Source organism: Bacteroides muris (ex Fokt et al. 2023) (genome assembly GCF_024704895.1).
Lineage (GTDB): Bacteria > Bacteroidota > Bacteroidia > Bacteroidales > Bacteroidaceae > Bacteroides > Bacteroides muris.
Genome location: NZ_JAMZEE010000005.1, coordinates 14,220 through 38,338, shown reverse-complemented (window position 1 = coordinate 38,338; position 24,119 = coordinate 14,220). Strand labels below are relative to the sequence as shown.

Below are 24,119 nucleotides of genomic sequence, written 5' to 3'. Positions count from 1 at the left end.
TTAAGTAGAAAGTTATGAAAAAGATATTGTTATTTGTGTCATGCTTCTTATTCGCATTGACATCTTGTGAAATTGATAATTATGAGGGACCGGATGCTTCCATACATGGTTCTATCCTTGACGAACAGACTGGTGAACTTGTAGGTTCTGATATGGAAAACGGTAATGCAATTAAAGTGAGGGAGCATGGATTTACTAATGCTACGGATCAAACCTGGTACATCACAAATACCGGAGAATACCGTAACAATATGGTTTTTGCTGCCACTTATGATGTCCGTTTTGAAAATGGGAATTTTTATCCATTTGAAGTGAAGGATTTTGTTGTTAAGTCAGGGGATAATGTGTATGATTTCAAGGTTATTCCTTATATTCGCGTTAAAAGTCCAAAAGTAGAAAAGAATGGCAATGTGATTACTGCTACATTCTCGTTGGAAGCTGGTAAACAAGAAGTGAAATTGAAAGAGGTTCAGTTGTTTGCTTTTTCAGATATGTGGGTAGGTAACAATGTGAAATTGACGTTGAATGGAGGGACTGATAAGCAAGTGTTTAGTCCGAGTACTGCTATAAATAGCGCTGATATTTATACATTGTCCATCGATCTGGGACAAAATGCTGATGTCTTGAAATACAGCAAGAATTATTATTTCCGTATTGGCGCTCTGGCTGATGTTTCGGGTGTGGGTACTGTACGGCATAATTATGCGCCGGTAGTAGTTATAAAATTGTAATTTATAGCAGAGGGAGACGTTCTGCTTGACGGCAGAACGTCTTTTTTTATCCATACATTAAAAATAAGACCATGAAGAAATTGAACACGATTATTTTAATTTTGCTGGGGATGATATGTACTCAGTTGTATGCTGTACAATTGAATTCGATTTATCCTCTAAAACCCAATGATCCCGAAGCTTTTTATTTCACTCCCGAGAACTATCCTATAAAGGCGGATGGAAAGATGGATGTATCGGATGCTTTGCAGGCAGCGATTAATCAAGTGAAGAAAGAAAAGAATTTCGGAATCCTTTTTATCCCTGAAGGTAAATATAAAATCAGCAAGACCATTTATATTCCTACGGCTATTTGTTTGATTGGCTATGGAAAGAATCGCCCGGAATTTATTCTGGCTAAGAATTCTCCGGGTTTTCAGGAGGAAGTAGCTGATGATAAAGGAAAAGCTAAATACATGTTCTGGTTTACGGGAGCCGTTGTCAAGGAAGGTGAGAAACCTCGTGATGCCGGTGCCAGTACGTTCTACAGTGCCATGTCGAATATCAACTTGCGCATAGAAGATGGTAATCCGCATGCAGTGGCGCTACGCACACACTTTGCCCAACACAGTTTTATCAGTTATGTGGCCGTATACATAGGTAAAGGCAAGGCTGGTCTGTTCGATGTGGGCAATGAGTTGGAAAACGTTGCTTTTTACGGGGGAGATTATGGCATTTATACGACAAAAGCTTCTCCCGGATGGCCGGTAATGATGGTCGACTCTTATTTTGAGGGACAACGTGTAGCTGCTCTTCGTTGTCAGGAGTCCGGTTTGGCAATGGTGAATCTGTATGCCAAGAATGTTCCGGCTGTATTTGATATTGACCCTAATTATTGCGACAAGTTATTTTTGGAAAACAGCTATTTTGAAAATGTAAGTGGTCCGGCAGTGGTGATTACCAACGAGAACAACAGCAACAATCAGATAACCTTTCGCAATGTATATTGTAAGAATGTACCGACCTTGGCGAAATATACCCGTAGCAATACGGCCACCCATGTTTCTCATAAAATCTATAAGGTAAAGTCATACGACCACGGCTTGCAGATGGATGACATGGTGGATATGCCGGAATATGAAACGTTGGTTGATATTGAACCGATACAGAAGATGCCGGTTGCCCAACTGATGGACATCCCTGCACTGCCTGCAATGGCAACATGGGTAAATCTGCGCGAACTCGGTGCAAAGGGAGACGGGGAAACGGATGATACGAAGGCCATCCAGGAGGCTATTGACAAGTACGATAATATCTATGTGCCCCAGGGCTGGTATCGCATTACCGAAACTTTGAAGATGAAGCCCGATACCAAGTTGATAGGCCTGCATCCTTTTGGCACTCAGTTCCGGCTGGACGAAAGTACTGCTGCATTCAGTGGTTTTGGCGGTCCGAAAGCGATGGTGGAATCTTCGGAAGGCGGTGCAAATATGCTGATGGGCATTGGTATCAATACCGGCGGTTATAACTATCGTGCTGTAGGTGTGAAGTGGATGGCAAATGCAGATTCTTATATGAATGACGTGAAGTTTGTAGGCGGGCATGGCGGTTTATGGAAACCTAAACCGGGTGTTGAGGAACCACGTGGCCGGTGGAACAGACCGGCTCGTATCAGTTCTCCCGATAATCCGGTAGCGGCTTCGGGCATGGATCTTGCTTGGGACAACCAGTATTGGAGTCTGTGGGTGACCAACAACGGTGGTGGCACCTTTAAAGATATCTGGACAGCAAGCACATATGCCACCAATGGTTTCTATGCCAACAATACTTCTACTCCGGGGCGTATCTATGCCATGTCCATCGAGCATCATGTAAGAAATGAAGTACGTTTCAGCAAGGTGTCCAACTGGAAGGTGTATTGCATGCAAACCGAGGAAGAGAGCCGTGAAAGTACCGATTGCCAACCGATAGAGATGGACGACTGCAAAGATGTGACCTTTGCAAACTTGTATATGTTCCGCGTTATCCGTGTCAATGAACCGTATCACAGTTCTGTACGTATCCGCAATTGCGAGAACATCGCATTTCTGAACCTGCATAACTATTCTCAGATTAAATATACGAATAACATTGCAGTGTTCGATGTCAACAAAGACATTGACATCCGCCCGTGGGAACTTTCTCGCTTGATTGTAACCGGAAAAGAACCTCATCAGCAATCGTTAGGCAATGAAATAGGTAAGGTGAACCAATTGGCTTCCGATTTGGAATTTGCCGAAGGCATTGCGCGCGACAGTAAAGGTAACATTTACTTCTGCGACCATCGGATGCGTCGTATCTTTAAGTGGTCGGTAGAGACAAACAGCTTGTCGCTGCTGGCAGATTTCCCGTGGAAACCCTCCAACCTGGCTTTTGATTCAGAAGATAATCTATTGGTATTGTTCAGATATGATGCGCAGCCGGGATATCTGATTAATGGTAAGCCGGAGGAAATGCCGGTAATGCCTGATACAAAAGGTACTTCTTTCAGCGGATATGGTAATTCCGCATATACAATGAGAGTCTACTCCATTGACCCGGAAAATCCGGAAGAGACCATCAAACTGTTGCCGCGTGTTCCGATGGGTCAAGTGAAGAACGTGTATAAGGCTCTTTATCCTTCTAACCGTTGGAGAGACTTCCACGATTTCAATGCGGTGTCGGTCTATGTTCCTGAAATGTGCTTCCTGGCACCGGATGGAAAAACTATCATTCCTCATTATTTCGACTTGTCACGTAGTTCTTCCCTGCTGGAAGCCTATCCGGGAAAGCCTTTCTATACATCTGATGAATATGACCGCAGAATGGTGAAGATGGATGTGGCCAATGACGGCACGCTCTCCAACTTGAGCTATTTTGTGGAGCAGGGCGAATTTGGTTCTGCTGTAGATAAGGAAGGGAACTTGTATGTGGCTGACGGAGAAATATATGTATTTGATAAGGATGGCAAGAAGAAAGGGATGATTCGTGTTCCCGAACGTCCGTCCACATTACAGTTTGGCGGTAAGGATGGCAATACATTGTTTGTCACAGGCCGTTCCAAGTTCTTTGGTGTACGTATTAAATAAGGAAAATCCATATTAAAACAATCTGTGTAATGAGAAATTATCAAATAATGAGATACCTGCTGATAGTCTGTTGGATTATCGGTAATATGCCGTCCGGGTGGGCGGCAGAGGGTGGTTCCACCTATACGCAAAGACCGGACGATCCGGAAGCATTCTACTTTACCCCGGAGAATTACGGCTTCAAGGCTGATGGAAAGTCCGACGTGACCGATGCACTTCAAGAGGCAATCAATCAGGTGAAGCGCGAAAAGAACTTTGGGATACTGTTTCTGCCGGAAGGAAATTATCGTATTAGCAAGACGATTCAAATTCCCTCATCCATTCGGCTGATTGGTTATGGGAAGAAACGGCCGGTGATTTATTTGGGAGCCGATACACCCGGTTTCCAGACTACTCAAAATTATATGATATGGTTTACGGGAGGGCTGGCACAAGAGGGTAGGAAGCCTTCGGATGCCGGTGCAGGTACTTTCTATAGTGCGGTGTCCAATGTAGATTTCCGTATAGACAAAGGTAATCCTCAAGCCGTCGCCATTCGTGCGCATTTTGCCCAGCATGGATTTATCAATCATTGCGACATTCGGATTGGTTCGGGGAAAGCCGGCATGTATGATGTTGGCAATGAACTGGAAAACGTCAGGTTCTATGGCGGTGAATATGGGATAATTTCCTCCAGGACTTCTCCGGGGTGGCCTATGATGATGGTCGATACTTACTTTGAGGGGCAGAGAAAGGCGGCTGTCTATTCAAAAGAGGTGGGATTTGCCATCGTCAATATGCATGTGAAGAATACGCCCGTTGCCTTTGAAATGGCAGAGAATCTGGCAGACCGTCTTCATGTGGAGAATTCGTTGTGGGAGAATATTTCGGAAGCCGGTGTCAGGGTAAGCGTAGAGGGAAATACTTTTTCGCAATTGAATCTGGTGAATGTGGATTGCAGGAATGTTCCCGTACTGGTGGACTATGCTCAAAGTGGAAAGAAAGTTGCCGGAAAAGCAAAAATGTACAGAGTCAAGGAGTTTACTTACGGTCTGGTGTATCAGGATTTGAATGATGCTTCTTCTTTCAGGGAAATATGTGAAATAGAGCCGGTGGCAAAACTGCCGGTTACACTTGGCAAGGACCTTCCGGTTCTTCCGGCAATGGAGACATGGGTCAATATCCGAGACTTAGGGGCAAAAGGTGATGGCGAGACTGATGATACGGAAGTTTTTGAGAAAGCTGTCTCTTTGCATAAAAACATCTATGTGCCCCAGGGTTGGTATCGCCTGACGAGAACGTTGAAGCTGTCTCCCGGTACTAAGCTGATTGGGCTGCATCCTTTTGGGACTCAATTTCTGTTGAAGGAAAGCGAGCCTGCATTCAGTGGTTTCGGCGTGCCTGTGCCTTTGGTTGAATCTTCCGAAGGCGGCGACGACGTACTGAATGGTATAGGTATTAATACCGGTGCGTATAATTACCGTGCTGTCGGCTGTAAATGGATGGCGGGTGAGCGTTCGTACTTGAATGATGTGAAGTTTGTAGGCGGGCACGGCACCTTGCGCAAACCGGCTCCGAATGCTTCCGGACAGTCGTCTTACCGCAGGGGCGAGCGTCGAATTAGTTCTCCGTCTTCTCCGGTCATGGAGACCGGTAAGGATATGGCTTGGGACAACCAGTATTGGAGTTTGTGGATTACAAACAATGGTGGCGGGACAATTAAGGATGTTTGGACAGCCAGTACGTATGCTGCCAGTGGGCTTTATATTAGCGAAACGAAGACTCCGGGACGTATTTATGCCATGTCTTTGGAGCATCATGTCCGTACTGAAGCCCGTTTCCATAATGTGGCCAACTGGAAAATTTATGCTTTCCAGTTTGAGGAAGAAGGTCGTGAAGGGCCTGATTGTTATATGGCAGAAATGTCCAACTGTCAAAATATCGAAATGGTAAATGTATGGATGTATCGCGTCATCCGTGCCTTCATGCCCAAGGAGATAGGCTTCCGCATCTGGGATTGCGAGAACATCACCTTCCGCAATATGCACAACTATACGCAGATATTGCCGGTCATCGAGTTTCCGGTCTACGATATGAACAAGGCGTTGCCCGTTTATTCATGGGATTTTGCTCGTCTCACAATCTCGGGCAAGGAGAAGAGCAACCGCCCCGCTTGCGATGTCATCGACAAGCCCGTAAAGCTGGTTACCGGCTTTGAACTTGCCTCCGGAGCTACTACCGACAGTAAAGGAAATATCTACTTCTGTGAAAACCGTCTGAAGAAAATCTATAAATGGTCGGCAGACACGGAGCAGATTACTTTGATAGCCGATTATCCCTGGAAGCCTTTTACATTGACTACTGATACGCAAGACAATCTGCTGGTTATTTTCCGCTATGACCCTCAGCCGGGTTATCTGGTGAACGGCAAGCAGGAAACGGTAGTGCGCTTGCCGGATGATAATCCGATGTACAGTGGTTGGGGTAACAGTGGCTGGAGTGCTTGGGGGTATTCTTTTAATCCGGATAACGTGGATGCTACGATGAAGCCTATGCCACGTGTCGTTACAGCCGTTATGAAGAATATACAGAAAGTCATTCACCCTTCCAGTCGTTGGAGAGGTGACTTTGACAAGGTGGTTGCCAGTATGCCTGAGTATAGTTTTGTCGCTCCGGATGGCGTGACAATTATTCCGGATACCTATGATTTGGGACGTTCTTGTGCTTTGACTGTTACAGTTCCCGGTCAGTCAGAACCGGTTTATATTGTAAATGAGATGAATAAAACGACAGTACAACTTTCCGTTGGTGGGGATGGCCGTTTGACAGAACAAGGAATAATATGTCCTTATGGTCAATACAGTAATGTGACCGATGCTGACGGAAATGTCTATGTTGCTGATGGTGAAATATTTGTCTATGACAAATATGGTAAAGAGCAGAGACGTATTCAGATAGAAGAACGCCCGATTTCCTTGGCAATTGGTGGAAGGCAGAAGGATATGCTTTTTGTTACCACCTCAAGTTCTTTCTATGGAATTAAGATACGTTAGGTATTGTATAGGTAAAAAAGAATTAGCCCCTGCGGTCGTTTTATATCGCAGGGGCTAATTTATTATAAGAAGGTCTCTTTTCCTTATAGGCTGATTGTTTGGAATATTATTTTTCCAGCAGCTCTTTCAGAAAAGAATCCAGTTCCTCATCCAATCCTTTCAGTAGCTCTTCATTGACCAATAGAGTATCATCATCCATCAGCAGCAGCTCAGCGATTGTTTCTCTATCGTCATCCACCAGTACAAAAGAGAATGGTTTCAGAATCGTCAGCTTGTCAAATTCTCCTTCATTTTTCATGTTACAGAGCAATGAGGACAGGATACGCTCTACATTTTCATAGAAACCATTTCCCTCGTAGGCCATCCATTCTTCAATGGAAGTATTGGCAAGTTCCTTATCCTCGTCGTCAAAGATAGACAGTGCGCCCGAATTCAGATTTGGTTGCAGATGAATGTCTGTAACGACAGTCTGTTTGCAACCGCAGTTGTACTTGTCGATTGCTTTTTTAAGAGTCTCTTCCAGAAGTGCTAATGACGATTGACTGAGTTTCATAATAACTTTCTTTTCTTAATTGTTGTTCAAAGGTATAAAAAAAACGGTTATCTCTGCATCATTTGACTAAAAATCATCATCAAATCGGTTCATTTGCATGTTCAAGCGTGCCATCCCCTCTTTTCGATTCTTCAATTCGTCTACATACATGCTGATGAAAATATAATAGGAAATGGCTCCATCATGTATTTCACTTGTATTTTGGGGGACTGTTTTGCTTTTTTCGCGGGCAAGGGTTTGCGCTTTCAATGCCCATTCCAAAGCGGTATCTATGCTGTCTTGCATTTCGTAGCCCAAAGCCGCGTTATAGGCGGCATACATTTTCTGCTTCCCTTTTTTTGTTTCGTAGGTCTGCTGCCAGAGTTCTACGGCTTTACCCCAGTTTTCTTCTTTGGCATATATGGCTGCATCACGCATATTGACAGAACCACCACTGAAAAGATAGCGGTTAGCGGTTTTCCAATAGGGTAGCAGATGTTTGACCGGAACGGTTCCTGCAAATTCAGACGCTTGTTTTACCATATCTTCTTCGCTAATGAGACGAGAACGTGCTGACATTTCACTGTTTCCTGTCTCTTCCCAGAAAATGCTGTCATTACTGTTGACAGTTACCATAGGACCTTTGCGGTTAGGCAGATATATTCTGACGGTAGGATATACCTTTACGTCTACCGTACCAAGAAATACACCCCAGCCGGGCATATAGCTTGTTTTGCGACTGGAACGTATTTGTATGTTCTCCAGGGCTATCAGAAAATCCACGTCCAAATTCTGTGTAAGTTCCAGTACCTCATTCCTTGATAATGTGCTTTCGCGAGGATTAATGTCTTTGCTCCGTAAGGCAGAGTCGCATATCACTACTTCCTTGAAATAATTTTCATTAGCAAGGGATTCTGCAAGGGCTTCGGTGGTTATGACGGCATCTCCATTGTAGTAGTTGGTGAGACGTGCCAGCTCGTTCCTGCTTTTTTTCTGTTCTTCCTCACTGACGATGAGTTTGTTGTCCGGTATATCCGGCATGTTGTTGACAACGGCCACACGTTTTAGGGTTGCCGGGAAACTGACTTCTGCCGGAAGCATGTAATCAATGGATAGTTGTTCTACACTCTGGCAGCCGCCTAACAACAGCCCCCCCATTAATAACAGGCAATAGTGATATTTGGTCATGGTCTTTGGTTTTATTCTTTGGAGCAAAAGTACTCTTTTAGCTGAATATTCAAAAGTTGGAATGAATAAAAAAATGTGATAATGTGGTGGGAGGAAAAGTGATAGGGTGATAAAAGATGCCTGACGGTATCATCTTATCACCCTATCGTCTTATCATTTTATAGCTTTATTGCTTTGGCCTACGCATTCCTTCCGTGGCAATTTTTGTATTTCTTACCGCTTCCGCAAGGACAAGGGTCATTGCGCCCTACGGTCTTTTCGGCACGGATAGGTTCGCGTCTTGGTTGTTCGCGCGTATCTTGTGCCGCAGCGGCCTGCTGGTTCGGGTCGTTCAAATCAACCTTCTGTTCGCGATACTTGCTCATATCCTGACGCTGTTCCGGAGCAGCCTGGCGCACCTCTACCTGGCGGGGAGCCTGGGGAGCCTCAGGGGCTTCAGCCGGAGCCTCCTGTACCGGGATTTGTCCACGCATCAAGATAGAAATAGTCTGATTATTAATCTTATTCACCATGGCATCAAACAAGTTCACAGATTCCAGCTTGTAAATCAGCAGCGGGTCTTTCTGTTCGTAACTTGCATTCTGCACGGAGTGTTTCAGCTCGTCCAGTTCACGCAGGTTTTCTTTCCATGCTTCGTCGATGACGTGCAGCAAGATGGATTTCTCGAATGACTTCACCACCTCCTTACATTCTGTCTCATAAGCTTTCTTCAGATTGCAGGAGATGTTGTACATACGTTTTCCGTCTGTGATAGGGATAAGTATGTTTTCGTACATGTATCCCTGCGTTTCGTATACTTGCTTGATGACCGGATAGGCTATCTGTGCCATACGTTCTGTCTTGCGTTTGAAGAGTTCCATGGCAGCGTCAAAAGTTCTGTCTGCCAGTTTTTCTTTCTTCTCATTACGGAATTCCTCTTCGGTGAAAGGTACTTCCATGGCAAGCGTCTGGAGTACATCCATCTTGCAGTTTTCGTAGTCGGGCGCTTCGACGGCGTTGGCACAACGGTCCCAAATCATGTTCACGATATCCATACCGATACGTTCGCCCATCAAAGCGTGGCGGCGTTTGGTGTACACTACTGTACGTTGTTTATTCATCACGTCGTCATATTCCAACAGGCGTTTACGGATGCCGAAGTTGTTTTCCTCCACTTTCTTTTGCGCACGCTCAATGGATTTGGAAATCATGCCGTGTTCAATCATTTCCCCTTCCTTGAATCCCAGTTTGTCCATCACACTGGCAATGCGGTCGCTGGAGAACAAACGCATTAGGTCATCTTCCAAGGATATGAAGAATACGGAAGAGCCCGGGTCACCTTGGCGTCCGGCACGGCCGCGCAACTGACGGTCTACACGGCGTGATTCGTGGCGTTCGGTACCGATGATGGCAAGACCGCCTGCAGCCTTCACTTCCGGACTCAGCTTGATATCGGTACCACGACCGGCCATATTGGTAGCAATAGTCACGGCACATTTCAGACCCGCGGTAGCCACAATGTCCGCTTCTTTCTGATGCAGCTTGGCATTCAAGACACTGTGCTCAATCTTACGCATGGTAAGCATCTTGCTCAGCATTTCGGATATTTCAACGGAAGTGGTACCCACCAGTACGGGGCGTCCTGCTTCTACCATTTTTTCAATCTCTTCGATGACAGCTTTGTATTTTTCGCGTTTTGTCTTGTAAACGCGGTCGTTCATGTCGTTACGGGCAATGGGGCGGTTGGTCGGGATAACCACTACGTCCAGTTTGTAGATGTCCCACAACTCGCCGGCTTCTGTTTCTGCCGTACCGGTCATACCGGACAGCTTGTGGTACATACGGAAGTAGTTCTGCAACGTAATGGTAGCAAAAGTCTGCGTGGCAGCTTCTACCTTCACGCCTTCCTTGGCTTCGATGGCTTGGTGCAGGCCGTCGGAGTAGCGGCGTCCTTCCATGATACGTCCCGTCTGCTCATCCACAATCTTCACCTGACCGTCGATTACCACATATTCGTCATCTTTCTCGAACATGGTGTATGCCTTCAGCAGCTGGTTGATGGTGTGTACACGCTCGCTCTTAATGGCATAGTTGGTCATCAGGGCATCTTTCTTTTCAAGGCGTTGTTCGTCTGTAAGGTCTGTTTCGTTTTCCAACGCAGAGAGTTGGGCAGTGATGTCAGGAAGTACGAAGAAGGTGGGGTCTTCCACATTGCTGCTAATCAAGTCCACACCCTTATCTGTCAGGTCCACACTGTTCATTTTCTCTTCGATAACGAAATAGAGTGGTTCTGTCACTTCGTGCATGCGCTTGTTGTTCTGCTCCATATAGATTTCCTCGGTCTTCAGCATGCCGGCCTTGATGCCTTGCTCGCTGAGGAACTTGATGAGAGCCTTGTTCTTGGGCAGGCACTTGTGGCTGCGATACAAGGCGAGGAAGCCTTCTTCCTGGTCTTTCTTGTCGTTCGATGCAATCAGGCGCTTGGCATCGGCCAGGTATTGGGTAGCCAGTCTTTTCTGGGCTTCTACCAGGCGTTCTACTTGCGGGCGGAGCTGTTCGAAGAGTTGGTCGTCGCCTTTGGGCACCGGTCCGGAGATAATCAGCGGAGTACGGGCATCATCAATCAATACTGAGTCCACCTCATCGACAATGGCATAATTATGCTGGCGCTGTACTAGGTCTTTGGGGCTGATGGCCATGTTATCACGCAGGTAGTCGAAACCGAATTCATTGTTTGTACCGAACGTGATGTCTGCCAGATAAGCTTTGCGGCGGGCATCGGAGTTGGGCTGGTGCTTGTCTATGCAATCTACACTCAAACCGTGGAACATGTAAAGGGGACCCATCCATTCGGAGTCACGTTTTGCCAGATAGTCGTTCACTGTTACCACATGCACACCGTTACCGGTCAGGGCATTGAGGAACACCGGCAGGGTAGCTACCAATGTCTTACCTTCACCAGTTGCCATTTCGGCAATCTTGCCTTTATGCAGAACCACACCACCGAACAACTGTACATCATAATGTACCATGTTCCATATGGTATCGTTACCACCTGCTATCCAATGGTTCCGGTAGATGGCTTTATCGTCTTCGATGCGTACAAAGTCTTTGGTGGCAGCCAGTTGGCGGTCGAAGTCGTTGGCTGTAACCACTACTTCTTCGTTTTCAGAGAAGCGTTTGGCCGTTTCTTTTACGATGGAGAAAGCTGTAGGTAATACTTCGTCCAGCGCTTTTTCATAAATCTCCAATATTTCTTTTTCGATTTTGTCGATTTGGTTGAAGAGGTCTTCGCGTTTTTCCAGTTCGGTATCTTCAACGCTGGCTTTCAGTTCTTCTACTTTGGCGCGTTGTTCGGTTGCCGAATCGTGGATGTAGGCTTTCAGTTCTTCTGTCTTGGCGCGTAAGGCGTCGTTGTCGAGTTTAGCTACTTCCGGGTAAGCGGCTTTGATTTTCTCCACCCACGGTTGTATTTCCTTCATGTCGCGTGTGGATTTGTTGCCGAAAATCGAGCTTAAAAATTCATTAAATCCCATTATATATTTATTTTATTATTATTACTGAGTTAGTTGAGCGTGCAAAGTTACTGATTTCTATACAGATTACCCAGATTTGCACGGATTATTTTAGAATCAAAAGTCAAGGGGGGATGCCGTGCTTCCATTAGGGGCACGGATGCGCATCACACTTGCTAGGGTAGGGGCAATGCAGTCAATGCTTATAGGTATACGGATGGTTTCAGCCTTCATTCCACCTCCCAACAAAATAAGGGGAGCAGGAATATCAGCTGTACGTACTACACGGTTATCGGTACTATTTTCCTGCATGACAGTCCAGCCAGGGAGTATTTCAATAAGCAAGTCACCGGAACGCTTGCGATGAAATCCATTGCGTATGCGTTCTATTTGCGGCGACCAGGGACCCAGCAGCAGGCGATGGGCTGAATATACTTCGCTCACGCCACTGAACTGCACCAGAAATTCAGCGGACTTTTCTTGAATTTCAGTCAGGCTCAACTGCTTGTTCTCAATGAGTTTATGGTTGAGATAGATTTGTTGGTTATAATAGGCTTCCACATATTGTCCCTCGCCATAGGATGCCATGAGGTACATGTTCAGCAGGGCGGCACAGCGGTTCAGGTGGAATTCTCCGCCCGGTATCCGGTATATGCCCGGGTCGGCGGTTTCCGGGTCGGCATAGCCGGTGGAGGTGATGCAGAAAAGTACGTTATGGAGTCCGATTTTACGTTCTATGAGTTCTAATAAGGAAGCTATGCTACGGTCCAGTCGTACGTAGGTGTCTTGCATTTCCATGGCACACTCCTGCGTACTACGATGGTTATAATTTCCAGCATAATAGGTCAGAGATAGCAGGTCGGGCACGTCATCTTGTCCGATGGTACTCTTGTTCAGCAGCTCTTCGGTCAGCAGGTTGATTTCCTCGTTGATGAAAGGGCTGGTAATCAGACGGCGGAACTTATTTGTGCGTTCACCGTCCAGTTTGTATTTGAAGGGCTCGTTGCGCCATTCGGGCAGAAATGTATAGCTGGTAAAGGGAAGTGCGGGTGTCCATACCATATCCTTGATACGGTAGTCGGGAGATTTCCGGTCGTTGTATTGACTCAGCCACCACGGAAACTCGTTATAGTAGGTTGTACTACACCATTTTCCAGTATTGTTATTAAGCCAGAAAGCTCCGTTTCCCGCGTGTCCTGCACCCAATATGGCGGCATCGCGGAAAGGCGCGATGGCATAGACCAAGCCTTTGTTGCGGGTGGCTACTTTCAGCTCGTCGGCAATGGTGGAGGTCAGTAATTGGGAGGGGGAAGTGCTTTCGTCGGTATAGTTGCCCATGAAGTTGGGGTCTTCCACGCAGTTTATGGGGCGCAACGTACCTGCATCCAGCCACTGTTCTGCAATGATGCCGTTCATAGACGGTGTTGTTCCGGTGTAGATGGCGGCAATAGCCGAAGCCCGGTCTGTTCCGCAGAAGGGAAATTCTGCTTGGCGGAATACTTTACCTTCACGCAGTAAGCGCTTGAATCCCTTTTCTCCGTATAAGGACGAGAATGCTTCCATATAGTCTGTGCGCAACTGGTCAATGGTCAGCGCCACCACCAGCTTTGGGGAAGCGGGCAACGGTTGGGCTTGTATACTGCTGAATGTAAGTGCGAGTATGGAAGTTATCAGTCCTTTTTTCATTATTTTCGTTTGTATGTCAGAATGAGGTGGTTTGCAGAACGTATCAGCAAACATAGTGCCAAAGGTAATACTGCTGGTGGAATTCTCTGCGGAATTATTGCCCAAATCTCTATAAAAAGTATTAAAATAATGAAATTGGCCAGCATATAGCGGCTTGACTTCCTTTTCCGCCCCCTATATAGCATCCATGGAAGGCAGAACAGGTGGAGCGGATGGAACACAAACAGCAGGTAGTTGGGGCTTACTGCCGGGTGTTGTGAACACAGTACTAGGAAGGCCAATATACATCCGGCTACTCCTGCTGCAAGGAAAAGTACAAGGTCTGTTCCCCAAAATGTTTTTCCTCTTCGTATGCCATAAAGGCTGATACCTGCTGTGAGTACCAGTAATAATGAAGCTGCCTGCATGGGCGTGATGTCTTCGCTGACGAAATCGGCAGGCGTTTTTCCCGTCACTACGATTCTCTCTTCCCGGGTCACCAAGGGTCTTTTTTGCCCCTTTTTGTCTGCAATCTGTGCTTTGTTGAAATACGCTTGCAGGTAGAAGGGGACAAACATGGCCAGCCGTTTGCTGATGGGCTCGTCTGCCTTGCTGCCCATGCACAAGTCCATGCCGAAGCGCGACCACGGATGCCCTTCGCTGTATGCGTGCAGCAAATCTCTGAAGGAGAGCCCCGTGTTGCAGTCGGTCATGTTGTCGGCATAGTGCAGGGTGCCGTTGATGGCACGCTCTATCAGGTCTCGCGGGCGAGTGGCGCAATTGTCGTAGAAGAAGTTGTAGCGGTACACCCGGTTTTCAGGGCGATAATTCTCTTCCAGCAGTGCCGCCAGGCGTTCTTTCTCTTCCTGCGTCAGGTTGAGTGTCTGTTGCCAGACGTCGCGTCCCAGATAGTTGTATTCGGCGGCGAAATGTCCATAGTCGGTCACTCCTAGTTGATAATCCGTTTCTCCCAAGGCAAAACGAAGGATGAAGTTAGGGGCGTTGAAGTTGAACATGCCGTAATTGAAGACGGCGTCAATACCACGCGTATAATTCTCGTACCGTATGGCGGTGTGTCCGAACAGGGAATAAATTTCTCCTCCTGCAGCACAAGTCAGTAGGCTGACGCGTATGGAGTCTGTTGTGGCTGTCTTTTGCTGTTGCGCCACCTGGGCATTCGCCGCAGGCAGGTAGAAAAAAAAGATTACTATATATATATGTATAAGCAGGCTTCGTTTCATGCCGCAAACTTACGGAAAATCTCCGGAAAAGGCTAATAAAAGGTGGAAAACTCTTTGTAACGCCTGTTAATAAGGCGTTTGCGAGGACAAAATAGGACATACGAAAAAAACGGGATAATGCAAAGAAAAGCGGATGTATGAAGCCGTCAGGTTTTCAGATCATTACCTGCTGAAGTGTAATCTTTAACACGTGGCACTGATTGAACTGGCTGCACACCTGTATGCTACCGACAAATTAACACAGTTCGGCTATAGATTTCATTCCTGACCATATTTTCTGACGAATAAATCCCGATTTGCTTCTCCCCATGTAATCATGGCATCAAGTATTGGCAATAGCGATTGCCCGAGTTCTGTAATGGAATATTCCGAGCGTGGTGGAAGCTCAGGGTAGATGGTTTTAACTACAAGGCCGTCATCCACCAGTTCTTTTAGTTGTAAATCGAGTACACGTGGTGTGGCTTCAGGTAAAGCCTTGTGTAATTCGCTCGGACGCATAGCTACATAGCGAAGTTCGTCCAGTATGCAAGACTTCCACTTAGAATCTATCAGGCTCATTGTCAGCCGAAGCGGACAACTTAAACGGAAGTCCACGTATGAAAGGCAATACGATAGGACTGGTGGAAGCCTTCAAGCAAGGTGCGGAAGAAGCTGGACATACGGTGGAAGTTTTCAATTTGCAACGGATGGACATTCATCCTTGTTTGGGATGTCTGGGCGGTGGACGCGATTCAAAAAGCCCTTGTCTGCAGAAATTGCGTTTTACTCATGGCAGCAGAAGGCAATACACCGGATAACTTTGAGCCTGTGGAGCATTACTATCATGCTTTGCTTCGTCACCTCGGCTGGGAAAATTTAGGCGAAGTATATGCTGGCGGCGTTATGCAGATTGGCGATATTGCTGGACATCCTTCGTTGGAAAAAGCATATTCATTAGGTAAAAGCATCTGAAGCTATGAAAGCGTTATTGGTAAACGGCAGCCCTCACAAAGCCGGATGTACTTTTACAGCATTAACTGAGGTTTGCATGAGCATGATATTGAAACTGATATGCTGTATCTTGGTAAGAAGCCAATTCTGGATGTATCCGATTGGTAAAAGAGGGAATTGGAAATAGTCACCATGCGAGACGGTCGTTTATTCAGATTGGTTGTTTGTTTTTAAATTATGAACCTGATGTAATTCTTGATTCACATTATTGGTTGTCTTCAATCAACTGCCGAGTACAGGTGGAAAATGTTTTATATTTACAAATGATACGAGTGTAAGATATAGTGGTATATTGAATAGGGTTCAGTCGTATGCTGAATGCAATGTGTTTTAATCATACTGATAATCAGGTAGTTGTGGTACGGTGTTATGGCTTCAATAAATCTCAACAGATTGTCGGGGTGGTATTGTGCTTGTTCAGTACGGAATGAATAAGGATTCTCGTGTGATTGCTTTCTAATAAAGATTTGGTTTCTGCTGGATTTTAATATTAATGTTATATCTTTGCGCCGCTAAAATTATGCAATACGGTGAATCTCATTGTTGATATAGGAAATACCACCGCCAAGATGGCAGTGTTTGATGATGGACGTATCGTGGAGGTTGTGTATGACTCCAATCGGACGTTGGGACGGTTGCCTGAAGTATGCCGTGCATATACGATTGAAAAAGCGATAGTGGCTACTGTCATTGATTTGAGCAGAGAGGTGTTGTCGCAGCTGGAAGGTCTGGCTGCCCCCGTTCTGTGGCTCAATCAAAATACTCCTCTTCCGGTAGAAAATCTCTATGAAACTCCCCAGACTTTGGGGTATGACCGCATGGCGGCGGTGGTGGGAGCCAATGAGCAATTTCCCGGCAGAGATATACTGGTGATTGATGCCGGTACCTGTATCACTTACGAATTTGTTGATGCGGCTGCTCGTTATCATGGCGGTAATATCTCTCCCGGCCTGCAGATGCGTTTCAAGGCGCTTCATCAGTTTACCGGACGGCTTCCGTTGGTGGCTTCTGAAGGGCGTATGATGTCTATGGGAAAGGATACCGATACGGCTATCCGCGCCGGAGTGCTGAAGGGTATTCAATATGAAATTTCAGGTTATGTTACGTCTATGAAGCATAAATATCCTGAACTTTTGGTTTTTTTAACGGGCGGGGATGATTTTTCTTTTGATACAAACTTAAAAAGTATCATCTTTGCAGACAGATTTTTAGTGTTGAAAGGATTAAATAGAATTTTAAACTATAATAATGACAGGCTATAGACAAACACTGTTAGTGCTCTTGCTCACGATGTTAGCGGGAACGTCAGTTGCTCAAAATAATACAAATTCTCCCTATACACGATATGGATATGGACAGTTATCTGAACAAGGCTCAAGTAACAGCAGGGCGATGGGTGGTATTGCCTATGGCTTGCGAGATAAGTACCAGACCAACTTTGTTAATCCAGCATCCTATACGGCGGTAGATTCACTGACTTTTATCTTTGATGGAGCAGTCTCCTTGCAGAATACAAACCTCGGTAACGGTACTCTGAAGCGAAATGCCAAGAATTCCAGTTTTGATTACATTACGATGCAGTTTCGTGCAAGTAAATGGGCTGCCATAAGCTTGGGGCTGTTGCCTTATTCGAATGTGGGATACAACATGGGAGAGTATCGGGAGAATGCGGAATTTCCAGACAAATCTACTACAGTGAGCTATTCGGGGGAAGGAGGCCTGCATCAGCTTTATTTAGGCGCAGGCTTTAAAATAATTAAAAATCTTTCTGTCGGTGCGAATTTTTCGTATCTTTGGGGGGATATAACAAGAACCGCTGCGGAAACTTTTCCGTCCAGTTCAAGTGTATTTCCTATTACAATACAGTCTAATGTAGCTGTAAAGAGTTATAAAGTGGATTTTGGAGCGCAGTACACCCATCAGTTTGGGAAAAAGCATGTGGCAACGCTAGGAGTTGTTTTTTCTCCGAGGCACGATTTGAGTAACGATGCATACGAAGTTATGCAGACAGGTAATAGCAATACGGGAATTACCTCGACAACGAAAGACACTATTGTCGCTTGCGGCATTCCGACAACATTTGGCGTAGGTGTGACGTATGTGTACGACAATCGTCTGACGGTAGGGGCGGATGTGATGTTCCAGAATTGGAGCAAAGTGAGCTATATGAACAATGACGAGGCGTTTTGCGACCGTAGAAGAATATCCGTTGGTGCAGAGTATTTGCCGAATCCTATGGGAAGAAGTTATTTGTCTCATGTGAAGTATCGTTTGGGGGCTTATTATTCCAAACCTTATTATAAGATAGACGGTGTACGTGCCGCTGATGAATATGGTGTTACTGCCGGTTTTGGATTACCCATACCGAGAACCCGTTCCGTATTGAGCCTTTCTGCACAATACGTGCGAACCAAAGGAACCCAAGCTACGTTCTTGAATGAAAATACCTTGCGTATTTGTGTTGGAGTAACCTTTAATGAGCGTTGGTTCTTCAAACGTAAAGTGGATTAATGGAGATTGAATAGACAAAAATATAACAACTAAAATTTAAATACAATGAAAATTAAGACGCTTGTGGCAGTTCTGCTCCTTTCGGGTGGAGTGACCAGCACTTTCGCACAGACTGAAAATTGTAATTCGAACAGTAGTATCTCTCATGAAGCAGTGAGAGCTGGTAACTTTAAGGATGCATACGCTCCTTGTATGGCTGTATTGAAGGATTGTCCTACACTGCGGTATTACACATTTACAGATGCTCAGAAAATCTTGGCGGGCTTTTTGAGTCAGATAAAGGATAGAAATTCTGCTGATTACAAGAAGTATTTTGATGAATTGATGGATGTATATGACTTGAGAATGAAGTACATTCCTGAATTCATTAGTAAGGGAATGAAGGGCGTGCCGAGTGTAGCTGATGCCTTGGGCGCTAAAGCTGTGGATTATCTTCAGTTCGCTCCTGCTCCGGACCTTAATACAGCTTACAATTGGCTGAAAGAATCTGTTCAAGCTGAAAAGGGTGGTTCCAAAGGTGCGGTTTTGCACTATTTTCTGGATGTCTCTATGCAGAAGGTAAAGGCAGATGACAATCATACTGACCAGTTCTTCCAGGATTATATTGATGCTTCCAAGTATGCGGATGACGCACTTGCTGCTGAAACCAAGGAAGCTAAGAAGGCTAACTTGCAAGCTATCAAGGATAACCTCGTGGCCATGTTCATTCAGAGTGGTGTAGCCGATTGTGAATCTTTGCAGAATATCTATGGTCCTAAGGTAGAAGAAAATAAGACGGATTCTACTTTCTTGAAGAAAGCATTGAATATCTTGAAGTTGATGAAGTGTAACGAAAGTGAAGTTTATTTCAAGGCTTCCGAATACATGTATCAGATTGACCCGACTGCCGATGCAGCTGTAGGTGTAGCATATATGTACTATAAGAAAGGCGACTATGACAATGCCGTGAAATACTTTGACGAAGCATTAATTAAGGAAACTGATAATGACAAGAAAGCTGAAATGGCATATGCCACTGCTGCTGCCTTGATGCAGGCTAAGAAACTCTCTCAGGCAAGAGCATACTGTCAAAAAGCTATCGGCTTTAAGGAAAACTACGGTGATCCTTATATCTTGCTGGCACAGCTTTACGGTTCTAATCCTAATTGGACTGATGAACCTGCTCTGAATAAGTGCACTTACTTTGTGGTAATTGACAAGTTGCAGAGAGCTAAAGCGGTAGATCCTTCAGTTACAGAACGTGCTAACGAATTGATTGGTACTTATTCTCGTCACACTCCCCAAGCTAAAGACCTCTTTATGTTGGGTTACAAAGCCGGTGACCGTATTACTATCGGCGGATGGATAGGTGAATCTACAACTATCAGATAAAAACCATGTTGCTACAACTCATCAACGTTGTTTATCATAAAAATGTGAGCATAACCATTGTCCTTGGGGCAGTGGTTATGCTTCTTTTATTTTCTTCATGTTCCGGAAAGAAAAAGGAACTGGGCGATGCCATTACCGAGCGTGATTCTATGGCGGTGATGGACACCCGCGGAGTGACTACGCTGGTGTCCGATTCCGGTGTGACACGTTATCGCATCAATACGGAAGAGTGGCTGGTTTTTGACCGCAAAAATCCTCCTTACTGGGCTTTTGAAAAGGGGGTTTATTTGGAGAAGTTTGACTCTATCTTCCAAGTGGAGGCAAGTATCAAGGCCGATACAGCCTATTTCTTTAATAAGGAAGAATTATGGAAACTGATGGGAAATGTACATATACAGAATTTGAAAGGTGAGCAGTTTGATACAGAGTTGCTGTATTGGGACCAGCGGGCACAAAGAATCTATTCGGATGAATTTATCCGTATCGAGCAGCCTGACCGTATCATTATGGGACATGGTTTTGAATCCAATCAGCAAATGACTGTTTATACGATTCGCAAGCCGGAGGGCATCTTTTATGTTGACGAGGAAACTGCTGCGACCGACAGCTTGCAGACTGATACCATAAATTGATAAAATGGATACCGTTATTTTTTTATTGATAACCATGGCTTTGTCCGCCTTCTTTTCGGGGATGGAGATTGCTTTTGTTTCCGTAGATAAACTGCGCTTTGAGATGGAAAGGAAGGCTGGCGTCACTTCCTGTATCATTTCCTATTTCCTTCGCAATCCGAACAACTTCATCTCGACCATGCTGGTAGGTAACAACATTGCACTTGTCATTTACGGTATCCTGATGGCGCAGCTCATAGAGGTGAATCTCCTTGCCGGAATTATTTCCAACCATTTCGTAATGGTGTTGGTACAGACTATAATTTCCACTCTTATTATTTTGGTGACCGGTGAGTTTTTACCAAAGACTTTGTTTAAAATTAATCCCAATCTGATGCTGAGGGTGTGCGCTATTCCTTTATTTATATGTTATGTCATTCTCTTTCCTATTTCAAAGTTTGCATCGGGATTGTCCTATCTGTTCCTTCGGGTGTCTGGAATGAAAGTAAACAAGGAGGCGTCAGCCAAGGCTTTTGGTAAAGTGGATTTGGACTACTTCATCCAGTCGAGTATAGAGAATGCCGAAAGCGAGGAAGAACTGGATGCAGAGGTCAAGATATTCCAAAATGCGCTTGATTTTTCGAATATAAAGATACGTGACTGTATTGTGCCGCGTACAGAGGTGGTAGCTGTAGACCTGACCACTACATTGGAAGAATTGAAATGTCTTTTTGTGGAGTCGGGTATTTCCAAAATCATAGTATATGATGGAAATATAGATAATGTGGTGGGATATATTCATTCGTCAGAGATGTTCAGAAATCCGGTGGACTGGAGGAACAACGTGAAGGAAGTCCCCATTGTGCCTGAAACGATGTCGGCTCATAAACTGATGAAATTGTTTATGCAGCAGAAAAAAACCATTGCTGTAGTGGTCGATGAATTCGGCGGTACGGCGGGTATCGTCTCTTTGGAGGACTTGGTGGAAGAGATTTTCGGCGATATTGAGGATGAGCATGATAATACGTCCTATGTATGTAAGCAGCTGGGTGAACATGAATATGTGCTTTCGGCACGTCTGGAAATAGAAAAAGTAAATGAAACCTTCGGGATTGACTTGCCGGAATCGGATGATTATCTGACTGTGGGCGGTCTGATTCTGAACCGCTATCAAAGCTTTCCGAAACTGCATGAAGTGATTGAAGTAGATAACTATCAGTTCAAAATAATTAAGGTGACAGCCACTAAAATAGAGTTGGTGAGACTGAAAGTTGTCGAATAATTTCATTTAGGCGCAAATTTTTAAAGAATAAATGGATGCGTATTAGCATTTTTTGTATCTTCGTGCGCTAAAATGAACATGTTAGGAAAAATAATAATAAACAAATAAATCATATTAACTAAAATGGCAACATTACAAAACATTCGGTCTAAAGGACCTTTATTGGTGATTGTTATTGGTTTGGCGCTGTTTGCTTTCATCGCAGGTGATGCGTGGAAAGTGCTTCAGCCACACCAGTCACAAGACGTAGGTGAAGTGAACGGGGAATCAATTTCCGCTCAGGATTTTCAGACATTGGTAGAAGAATATACAGAAGTCATCAAGTTCTCCAGTGGCAACAGTGCATTGAGCGATGAGCAGACAAACCAAATCAAAGATGAAGTATGGAGAACATACGTCAATAATAAGCTGATTGAAAAGGAAGCAAAGAAGCTCGGTCTGGTTGTGTCGAAGGCTGAGATTCAGGCCATCATTAATGCCGGTGTGCATCCGATGCTGCAACAGACTCCGTTCCGTAATCCTCAGACCGGTGCGTTTGATAAGGATATGTTGAAGAAGTTCTTGGTGGACTATTCAAAAATGAATAAGGCACAGATGCCTTCACAATATGTGGAATACTATGAATCCATGTACAAGTTCTGGTCTTTCCTCGAAAAGACTCTTATCCAGGCACGTCTTCAGGAAAAGTATCAGGCTTTGATTACAAAGTCCCTTTTTTCCAATCCGGTAGAAGCACAAAATGCTTTTGATGCAAGAGTGGATCAGTCAGATTTGCTGCTTGCTGCAGTTCCCTATTCTTCTATTGTTGATTCTACTATCGTTATCAAGGATTCCGATTTGAAGGCTGCATACGACAAGAAGAAAGAACTGTTCAAGCAATATGTGGAAACTCGCAATATCAAGTTCATTGATGTACAAGTTACTGCAAGTGCGGAAGACAGAGCTGCTCTTCAAAAGGAAATGGAGGAATACACCGAACAACTTACTGCCAATCCTTCTGATTATACTACTTTCATCCGTTCTACCGGTTCTGAGACTTCTTACACCGATTTGTTTTATACAACTAAATCTCTGCCTGCCGATGTGGCGGCTCGTCTGGATTCTGTTGCAGTGGGTGGCGTATTCGGACCTTATTATAATGTATCGGACAATACCCTCAACTCTTTCAAGAAGTTGGCTGTTGCTTCCATGCCGGATTCTATTGAGTATCGCCAGATTCAGGTAGTTGCTGAAGATGCGGAAAAGACAAAGACTTTGGCAGACAGTATCTACAATGCTATTAAGGGTGGTGCCGGTTTTGCGGAAATCGCCAAGAAGTATGGCCAGACCGGTGAGCCTACTTGGATTTCCTCTGCTAATTACGAAGGTGCGCAGATTGATGGCGATAACTTGAAATATATTACTGCTGTTACGACTTTGGGACAGAATGAACTGACTAATCTGGCTTTAGGACAGGCAAATATCATTTTGGAGGTAACCAATAAGAAAGCCGTCAAGAATAAATATAAGGTAGCCGTTGTCAAGCGTCCGGTAGAATTCAGTAAGGAAACTTACAGTAAGGCATACAATGAGTTCAGCCAGTTTATCGCTGCAAACAATACTTTAGAAAAAATGACTGCCAATGCGGAAGATGCCGGTTATAAGTTGCTGGATAGAGCAGACTTGTACAGTTCAGAACATGGTATCGGTGGTATCAGGGGTACCAAAGATGCTTTGAAATGGGCATTTGAGGCAAAAGCGGGTGAAGTTTCCGGTTTGTACGAATGTGGCGAGAGCGACCGTATGCTGGTAGTAGGTGTTGCAAGTGTTGTTCCTGAAGGTTATCGTCCACTGGCTTTGGTAAAGGACCAGTTGAGAGCTGAAATTCTCCGTGACAAGAAAGCTGAGAAGATTATGGCTGACATGAAGGCTGCCAACGCAACTTCGTTCGAGCAGTACAAGAATATGGCAAATGCTGTCAGTGATTCTGTAAAGCACGTCACTTTCTCGGCTCCTGCCTATATCCCGGCATTGCGTAGCAGTGAACCGCTGGTAGGCGCTTACGCTTCTATTGCCGAGGTGAACAAGCTGAGCGCTCCTATCAAAGGCAACGGTGGTGTGTTTGTTCTTCAACCTTATGCAAAAGAGAAACTGAACGAAACATTCAACAAGGAAACGGAAGAGGCTAACTTGGCCAACATGCATGCACGCATGGCAAGCCAGTTCATCAACGACTTGTATCTGAAAGCCAACGTAAAAGACCAACGTTATTTATTCTTCTAAGAATAGAAAGCCCATATTGAAAAGCCGTCCGGTATTTCCGGGCGGCTTTTTTCGTTGTCTATACATTTCATTTTCCATATTCTCCGTTGCCTTTGTGCAACTTTATTCCTACCTTTGCAATCT

17 protein-coding genes are annotated in these 24,119 nt (G+C 45.0%); 11 read left to right on the top strand and 6 right to left on the bottom strand.

Going from position 1 to position 24,119, the window contains the following annotated elements; translation table 11 throughout:
- The first annotated feature begins 14 nt into the window (after positions 1-14).
- The 3 genes from M1B78_RS03260 to M1B78_RS03250 all read left to right on the top strand — a co-directional run bounded on the left by M1B78_RS03260 (position 15) and on the right by M1B78_RS03250 (position 6,849).
- On the top strand, positions 15-731 hold the full coding sequence (locus M1B78_RS03260; protein WP_257939881.1) for a DUF3823 domain-containing protein: 717 nt from the start codon (positions 15-17) through the stop codon (positions 729-731).
- 71 nt (positions 732-802) lie between these two features.
- Positions 803-3,817 (top strand): glycosyl hydrolase family 28-related protein, encoded by a 3,015-nt coding sequence (locus M1B78_RS03255; protein WP_257939880.1) that lies wholly within the window; start codon positions 803-805, stop codon positions 3,815-3,817.
- 29 nt (positions 3,818-3,846) lie between these two features.
- Positions 3,847-6,849 (top strand): glycosyl hydrolase family 28-related protein, encoded by a 3,003-nt coding sequence (locus M1B78_RS03250; RefSeq protein ID WP_257939879.1) that lies wholly within the window; start codon positions 3,847-3,849, stop codon positions 6,847-6,849.
- 106 nt (positions 6,850-6,955) lie between these two features.
- Here M1B78_RS03250 and M1B78_RS03245 read toward each other — a convergent pair whose 3' ends face one another.
- The 6 genes from M1B78_RS03245 to M1B78_RS03220 all read right to left on the bottom strand — a co-directional run bounded on the left by M1B78_RS03245 (position 6,956) and on the right by M1B78_RS03220 (position 15,527).
- Positions 6,956-7,402, bottom strand: a complete 447-nt coding sequence (locus M1B78_RS03245; RefSeq protein ID WP_257939878.1) for a hypothetical protein — start codon at positions 7,400-7,402, stop codon at positions 6,956-6,958.
- 66 nt (positions 7,403-7,468) lie between these two features.
- The gene (locus M1B78_RS03240) at positions 7,469-8,569 is read right to left on the bottom strand and encodes a DUF6340 family protein (protein ID WP_257939877.1); all 1,101 of its coding nucleotides are present in this window, start codon (positions 8,567-8,569) and stop codon (positions 7,469-7,471) included.
- 179 nt (positions 8,570-8,748) lie between these two features.
- Positions 8,749-12,084 carry a preprotein translocase subunit SecA gene (gene secA / locus M1B78_RS03235; RefSeq protein ID WP_257939876.1) on the bottom strand — a complete coding sequence of 1,112 codons (3,336 nt, stop codon included), beginning with the start codon at positions 12,082-12,084 and terminating at the stop codon, positions 8,749-8,751.
- A 96-nt stretch (positions 12,085-12,180) separates the two neighbouring features.
- A complete protein-coding gene (locus M1B78_RS03230) occupies positions 12,181-13,749 on the bottom strand; it encodes an alkaline phosphatase family protein (protein ID WP_257939875.1) in 1,569 nt (522 codons plus the stop codon).
- Positions 13,749-14,969, bottom strand: coding sequence for a DUF4105 domain-containing protein (locus tag M1B78_RS03225; RefSeq protein ID WP_257939874.1), 1,221 nt, complete (start codon positions 14,967-14,969; stop codon positions 13,749-13,751). Before M1B78_RS03225 ends, M1B78_RS03230 begins: the two co-directional genes overlap by 1 nt.
- A 258-nt stretch (positions 14,970-15,227) precedes the next feature.
- Positions 15,228-15,527, bottom strand: coding sequence for a winged helix-turn-helix transcriptional regulator (locus M1B78_RS03220; RefSeq protein WP_257939873.1), 300 nt, complete (start codon positions 15,525-15,527; stop codon positions 15,228-15,230).
- Positions 15,528-15,565: 38 nt separating this feature from the next.
- Between M1B78_RS03220 and M1B78_RS03215 the strand changes: the two genes are divergently transcribed.
- The 8 genes from M1B78_RS03215 (at position 15,566) to M1B78_RS03180 (ending at position 23,996) form a co-directional block, all read left to right on the top strand.
- Positions 15,566-15,766 (top strand): hypothetical protein, encoded by a 201-nt coding sequence (locus M1B78_RS03215; RefSeq protein ID WP_257939872.1) that lies wholly within the window; start codon positions 15,566-15,568, stop codon positions 15,764-15,766.
- Positions 15,738-15,920, top strand: coding sequence for a hypothetical protein (locus tag M1B78_RS03210; RefSeq protein ID WP_210434528.1), 183 nt, complete (start codon positions 15,738-15,740; stop codon positions 15,918-15,920). The genes M1B78_RS03215 and M1B78_RS03210 overlap by 29 nt, the downstream gene beginning before the upstream one ends.
- Before the next feature lie 569 nt (positions 15,921-16,489).
- Positions 16,490-17,221: a type III pantothenate kinase gene (locus M1B78_RS03205; RefSeq protein ID WP_136010470.1), complete on the top strand. Its 732-nt coding sequence runs from the start codon at positions 16,490-16,492 to the stop codon at positions 17,219-17,221.
- Entirely contained in the window at positions 17,208-18,470 is a 1,263-nt protein-coding gene (locus M1B78_RS03200; RefSeq protein ID WP_257939871.1) for an outer membrane protein transport protein, read from the top strand. Before M1B78_RS03205 ends, M1B78_RS03200 begins: the two co-directional genes overlap by 14 nt.
- A 45-nt stretch (positions 18,471-18,515) precedes the next feature.
- Positions 18,516-19,841, top strand: coding sequence for a tetratricopeptide repeat protein (locus M1B78_RS03195; protein ID WP_257931878.1), 1,326 nt, complete (start codon positions 18,516-18,518; stop codon positions 19,839-19,841).
- A 5-nt stretch (positions 19,842-19,846) separates the two neighbouring features.
- Positions 19,847-20,473 carry an LPS export ABC transporter periplasmic protein LptC gene (gene lptC, locus M1B78_RS03190; RefSeq protein WP_176468471.1) on the top strand — a complete coding sequence of 209 codons (627 nt, stop codon included), beginning with the start codon at positions 19,847-19,849 and terminating at the stop codon, positions 20,471-20,473.
- A gap of 4 nt (positions 20,474-20,477) precedes the next feature.
- On the top strand, positions 20,478-21,734 hold the full coding sequence (locus M1B78_RS03185; RefSeq protein ID WP_136010466.1) for a hemolysin family protein: 1,257 nt from the start codon (positions 20,478-20,480) through the stop codon (positions 21,732-21,734).
- A 123-nt stretch (positions 21,735-21,857) separates the two neighbouring features.
- Complete coding sequence (locus tag M1B78_RS03180; protein WP_257939870.1) at positions 21,858-23,996, top strand: SurA N-terminal domain-containing protein; 2,139 nt, start codon at positions 21,858-21,860, stop codon at positions 23,994-23,996.
- Positions 23,997-24,119: the final 123 nt, after the last annotated feature.

Coding starts and splice junctions, on each gene's coding strand:
- M1B78_RS03260 (WP_257939881.1), top strand. CDS start 15: ATGAAAAAGATATTGTTATTTGTGTCATGCTTCTTATTCGCATTGACA.
- M1B78_RS03255 (WP_257939880.1), top strand. CDS start 803: ATGAAGAAATTGAACACGATTATTTTAATTTTGCTGGGGATGATATGT.
- M1B78_RS03250 (WP_257939879.1), top strand. CDS start 3,847: ATGAGAAATTATCAAATAATGAGATACCTGCTGATAGTCTGTTGGATT.
- M1B78_RS03245 (WP_257939878.1), bottom strand. CDS start 7,402: ATGAAACTCAGTCAATCGTCATTAGCACTTCTGGAAGAGACTCTTAAA.
- M1B78_RS03240 (WP_257939877.1), bottom strand. CDS start 8,569: ATGACCAAATATCACTATTGCCTGTTATTAATGGGGGGGCTGTTGTTA.
- secA (WP_257939876.1), bottom strand. CDS start 12,084: ATGGGATTTAATGAATTTTTAAGCTCGATTTTCGGCAACAAATCCACA.
- M1B78_RS03230 (WP_257939875.1), bottom strand. CDS start 13,749: ATGAAAAAAGGACTGATAACTTCCATACTCGCACTTACATTCAGCAGT.
- M1B78_RS03225 (WP_257939874.1), bottom strand. CDS start 14,969: ATGAAACGAAGCCTGCTTATACATATATATATAGTAATCTTTTTTTTC.
- M1B78_RS03220 (WP_257939873.1), bottom strand. CDS start 15,527: ATGAGCCTGATAGATTCTAAGTGGAAGTCTTGCATACTGGACGAACTT.
- M1B78_RS03215 (WP_257939872.1), top strand. CDS start 15,566: ATGAAAGGCAATACGATAGGACTGGTGGAAGCCTTCAAGCAAGGTGCG.
- M1B78_RS03210 (WP_210434528.1), top strand. CDS start 15,738: ATGGCAGCAGAAGGCAATACACCGGATAACTTTGAGCCTGTGGAGCAT.
- M1B78_RS03200 (WP_257939871.1), top strand. CDS start 17,208: ATGACAGGCTATAGACAAACACTGTTAGTGCTCTTGCTCACGATGTTA.
- M1B78_RS03195 (WP_257931878.1), top strand. CDS start 18,516: ATGAAAATTAAGACGCTTGTGGCAGTTCTGCTCCTTTCGGGTGGAGTG.
- lptC (WP_176468471.1), top strand. CDS start 19,847: ATGTTGCTACAACTCATCAACGTTGTTTATCATAAAAATGTGAGCATA.
- M1B78_RS03185 (WP_136010466.1), top strand. CDS start 20,478: ATGGATACCGTTATTTTTTTATTGATAACCATGGCTTTGTCCGCCTTC.
- M1B78_RS03180 (WP_257939870.1), top strand. CDS start 21,858: ATGGCAACATTACAAAACATTCGGTCTAAAGGACCTTTATTGGTGATT.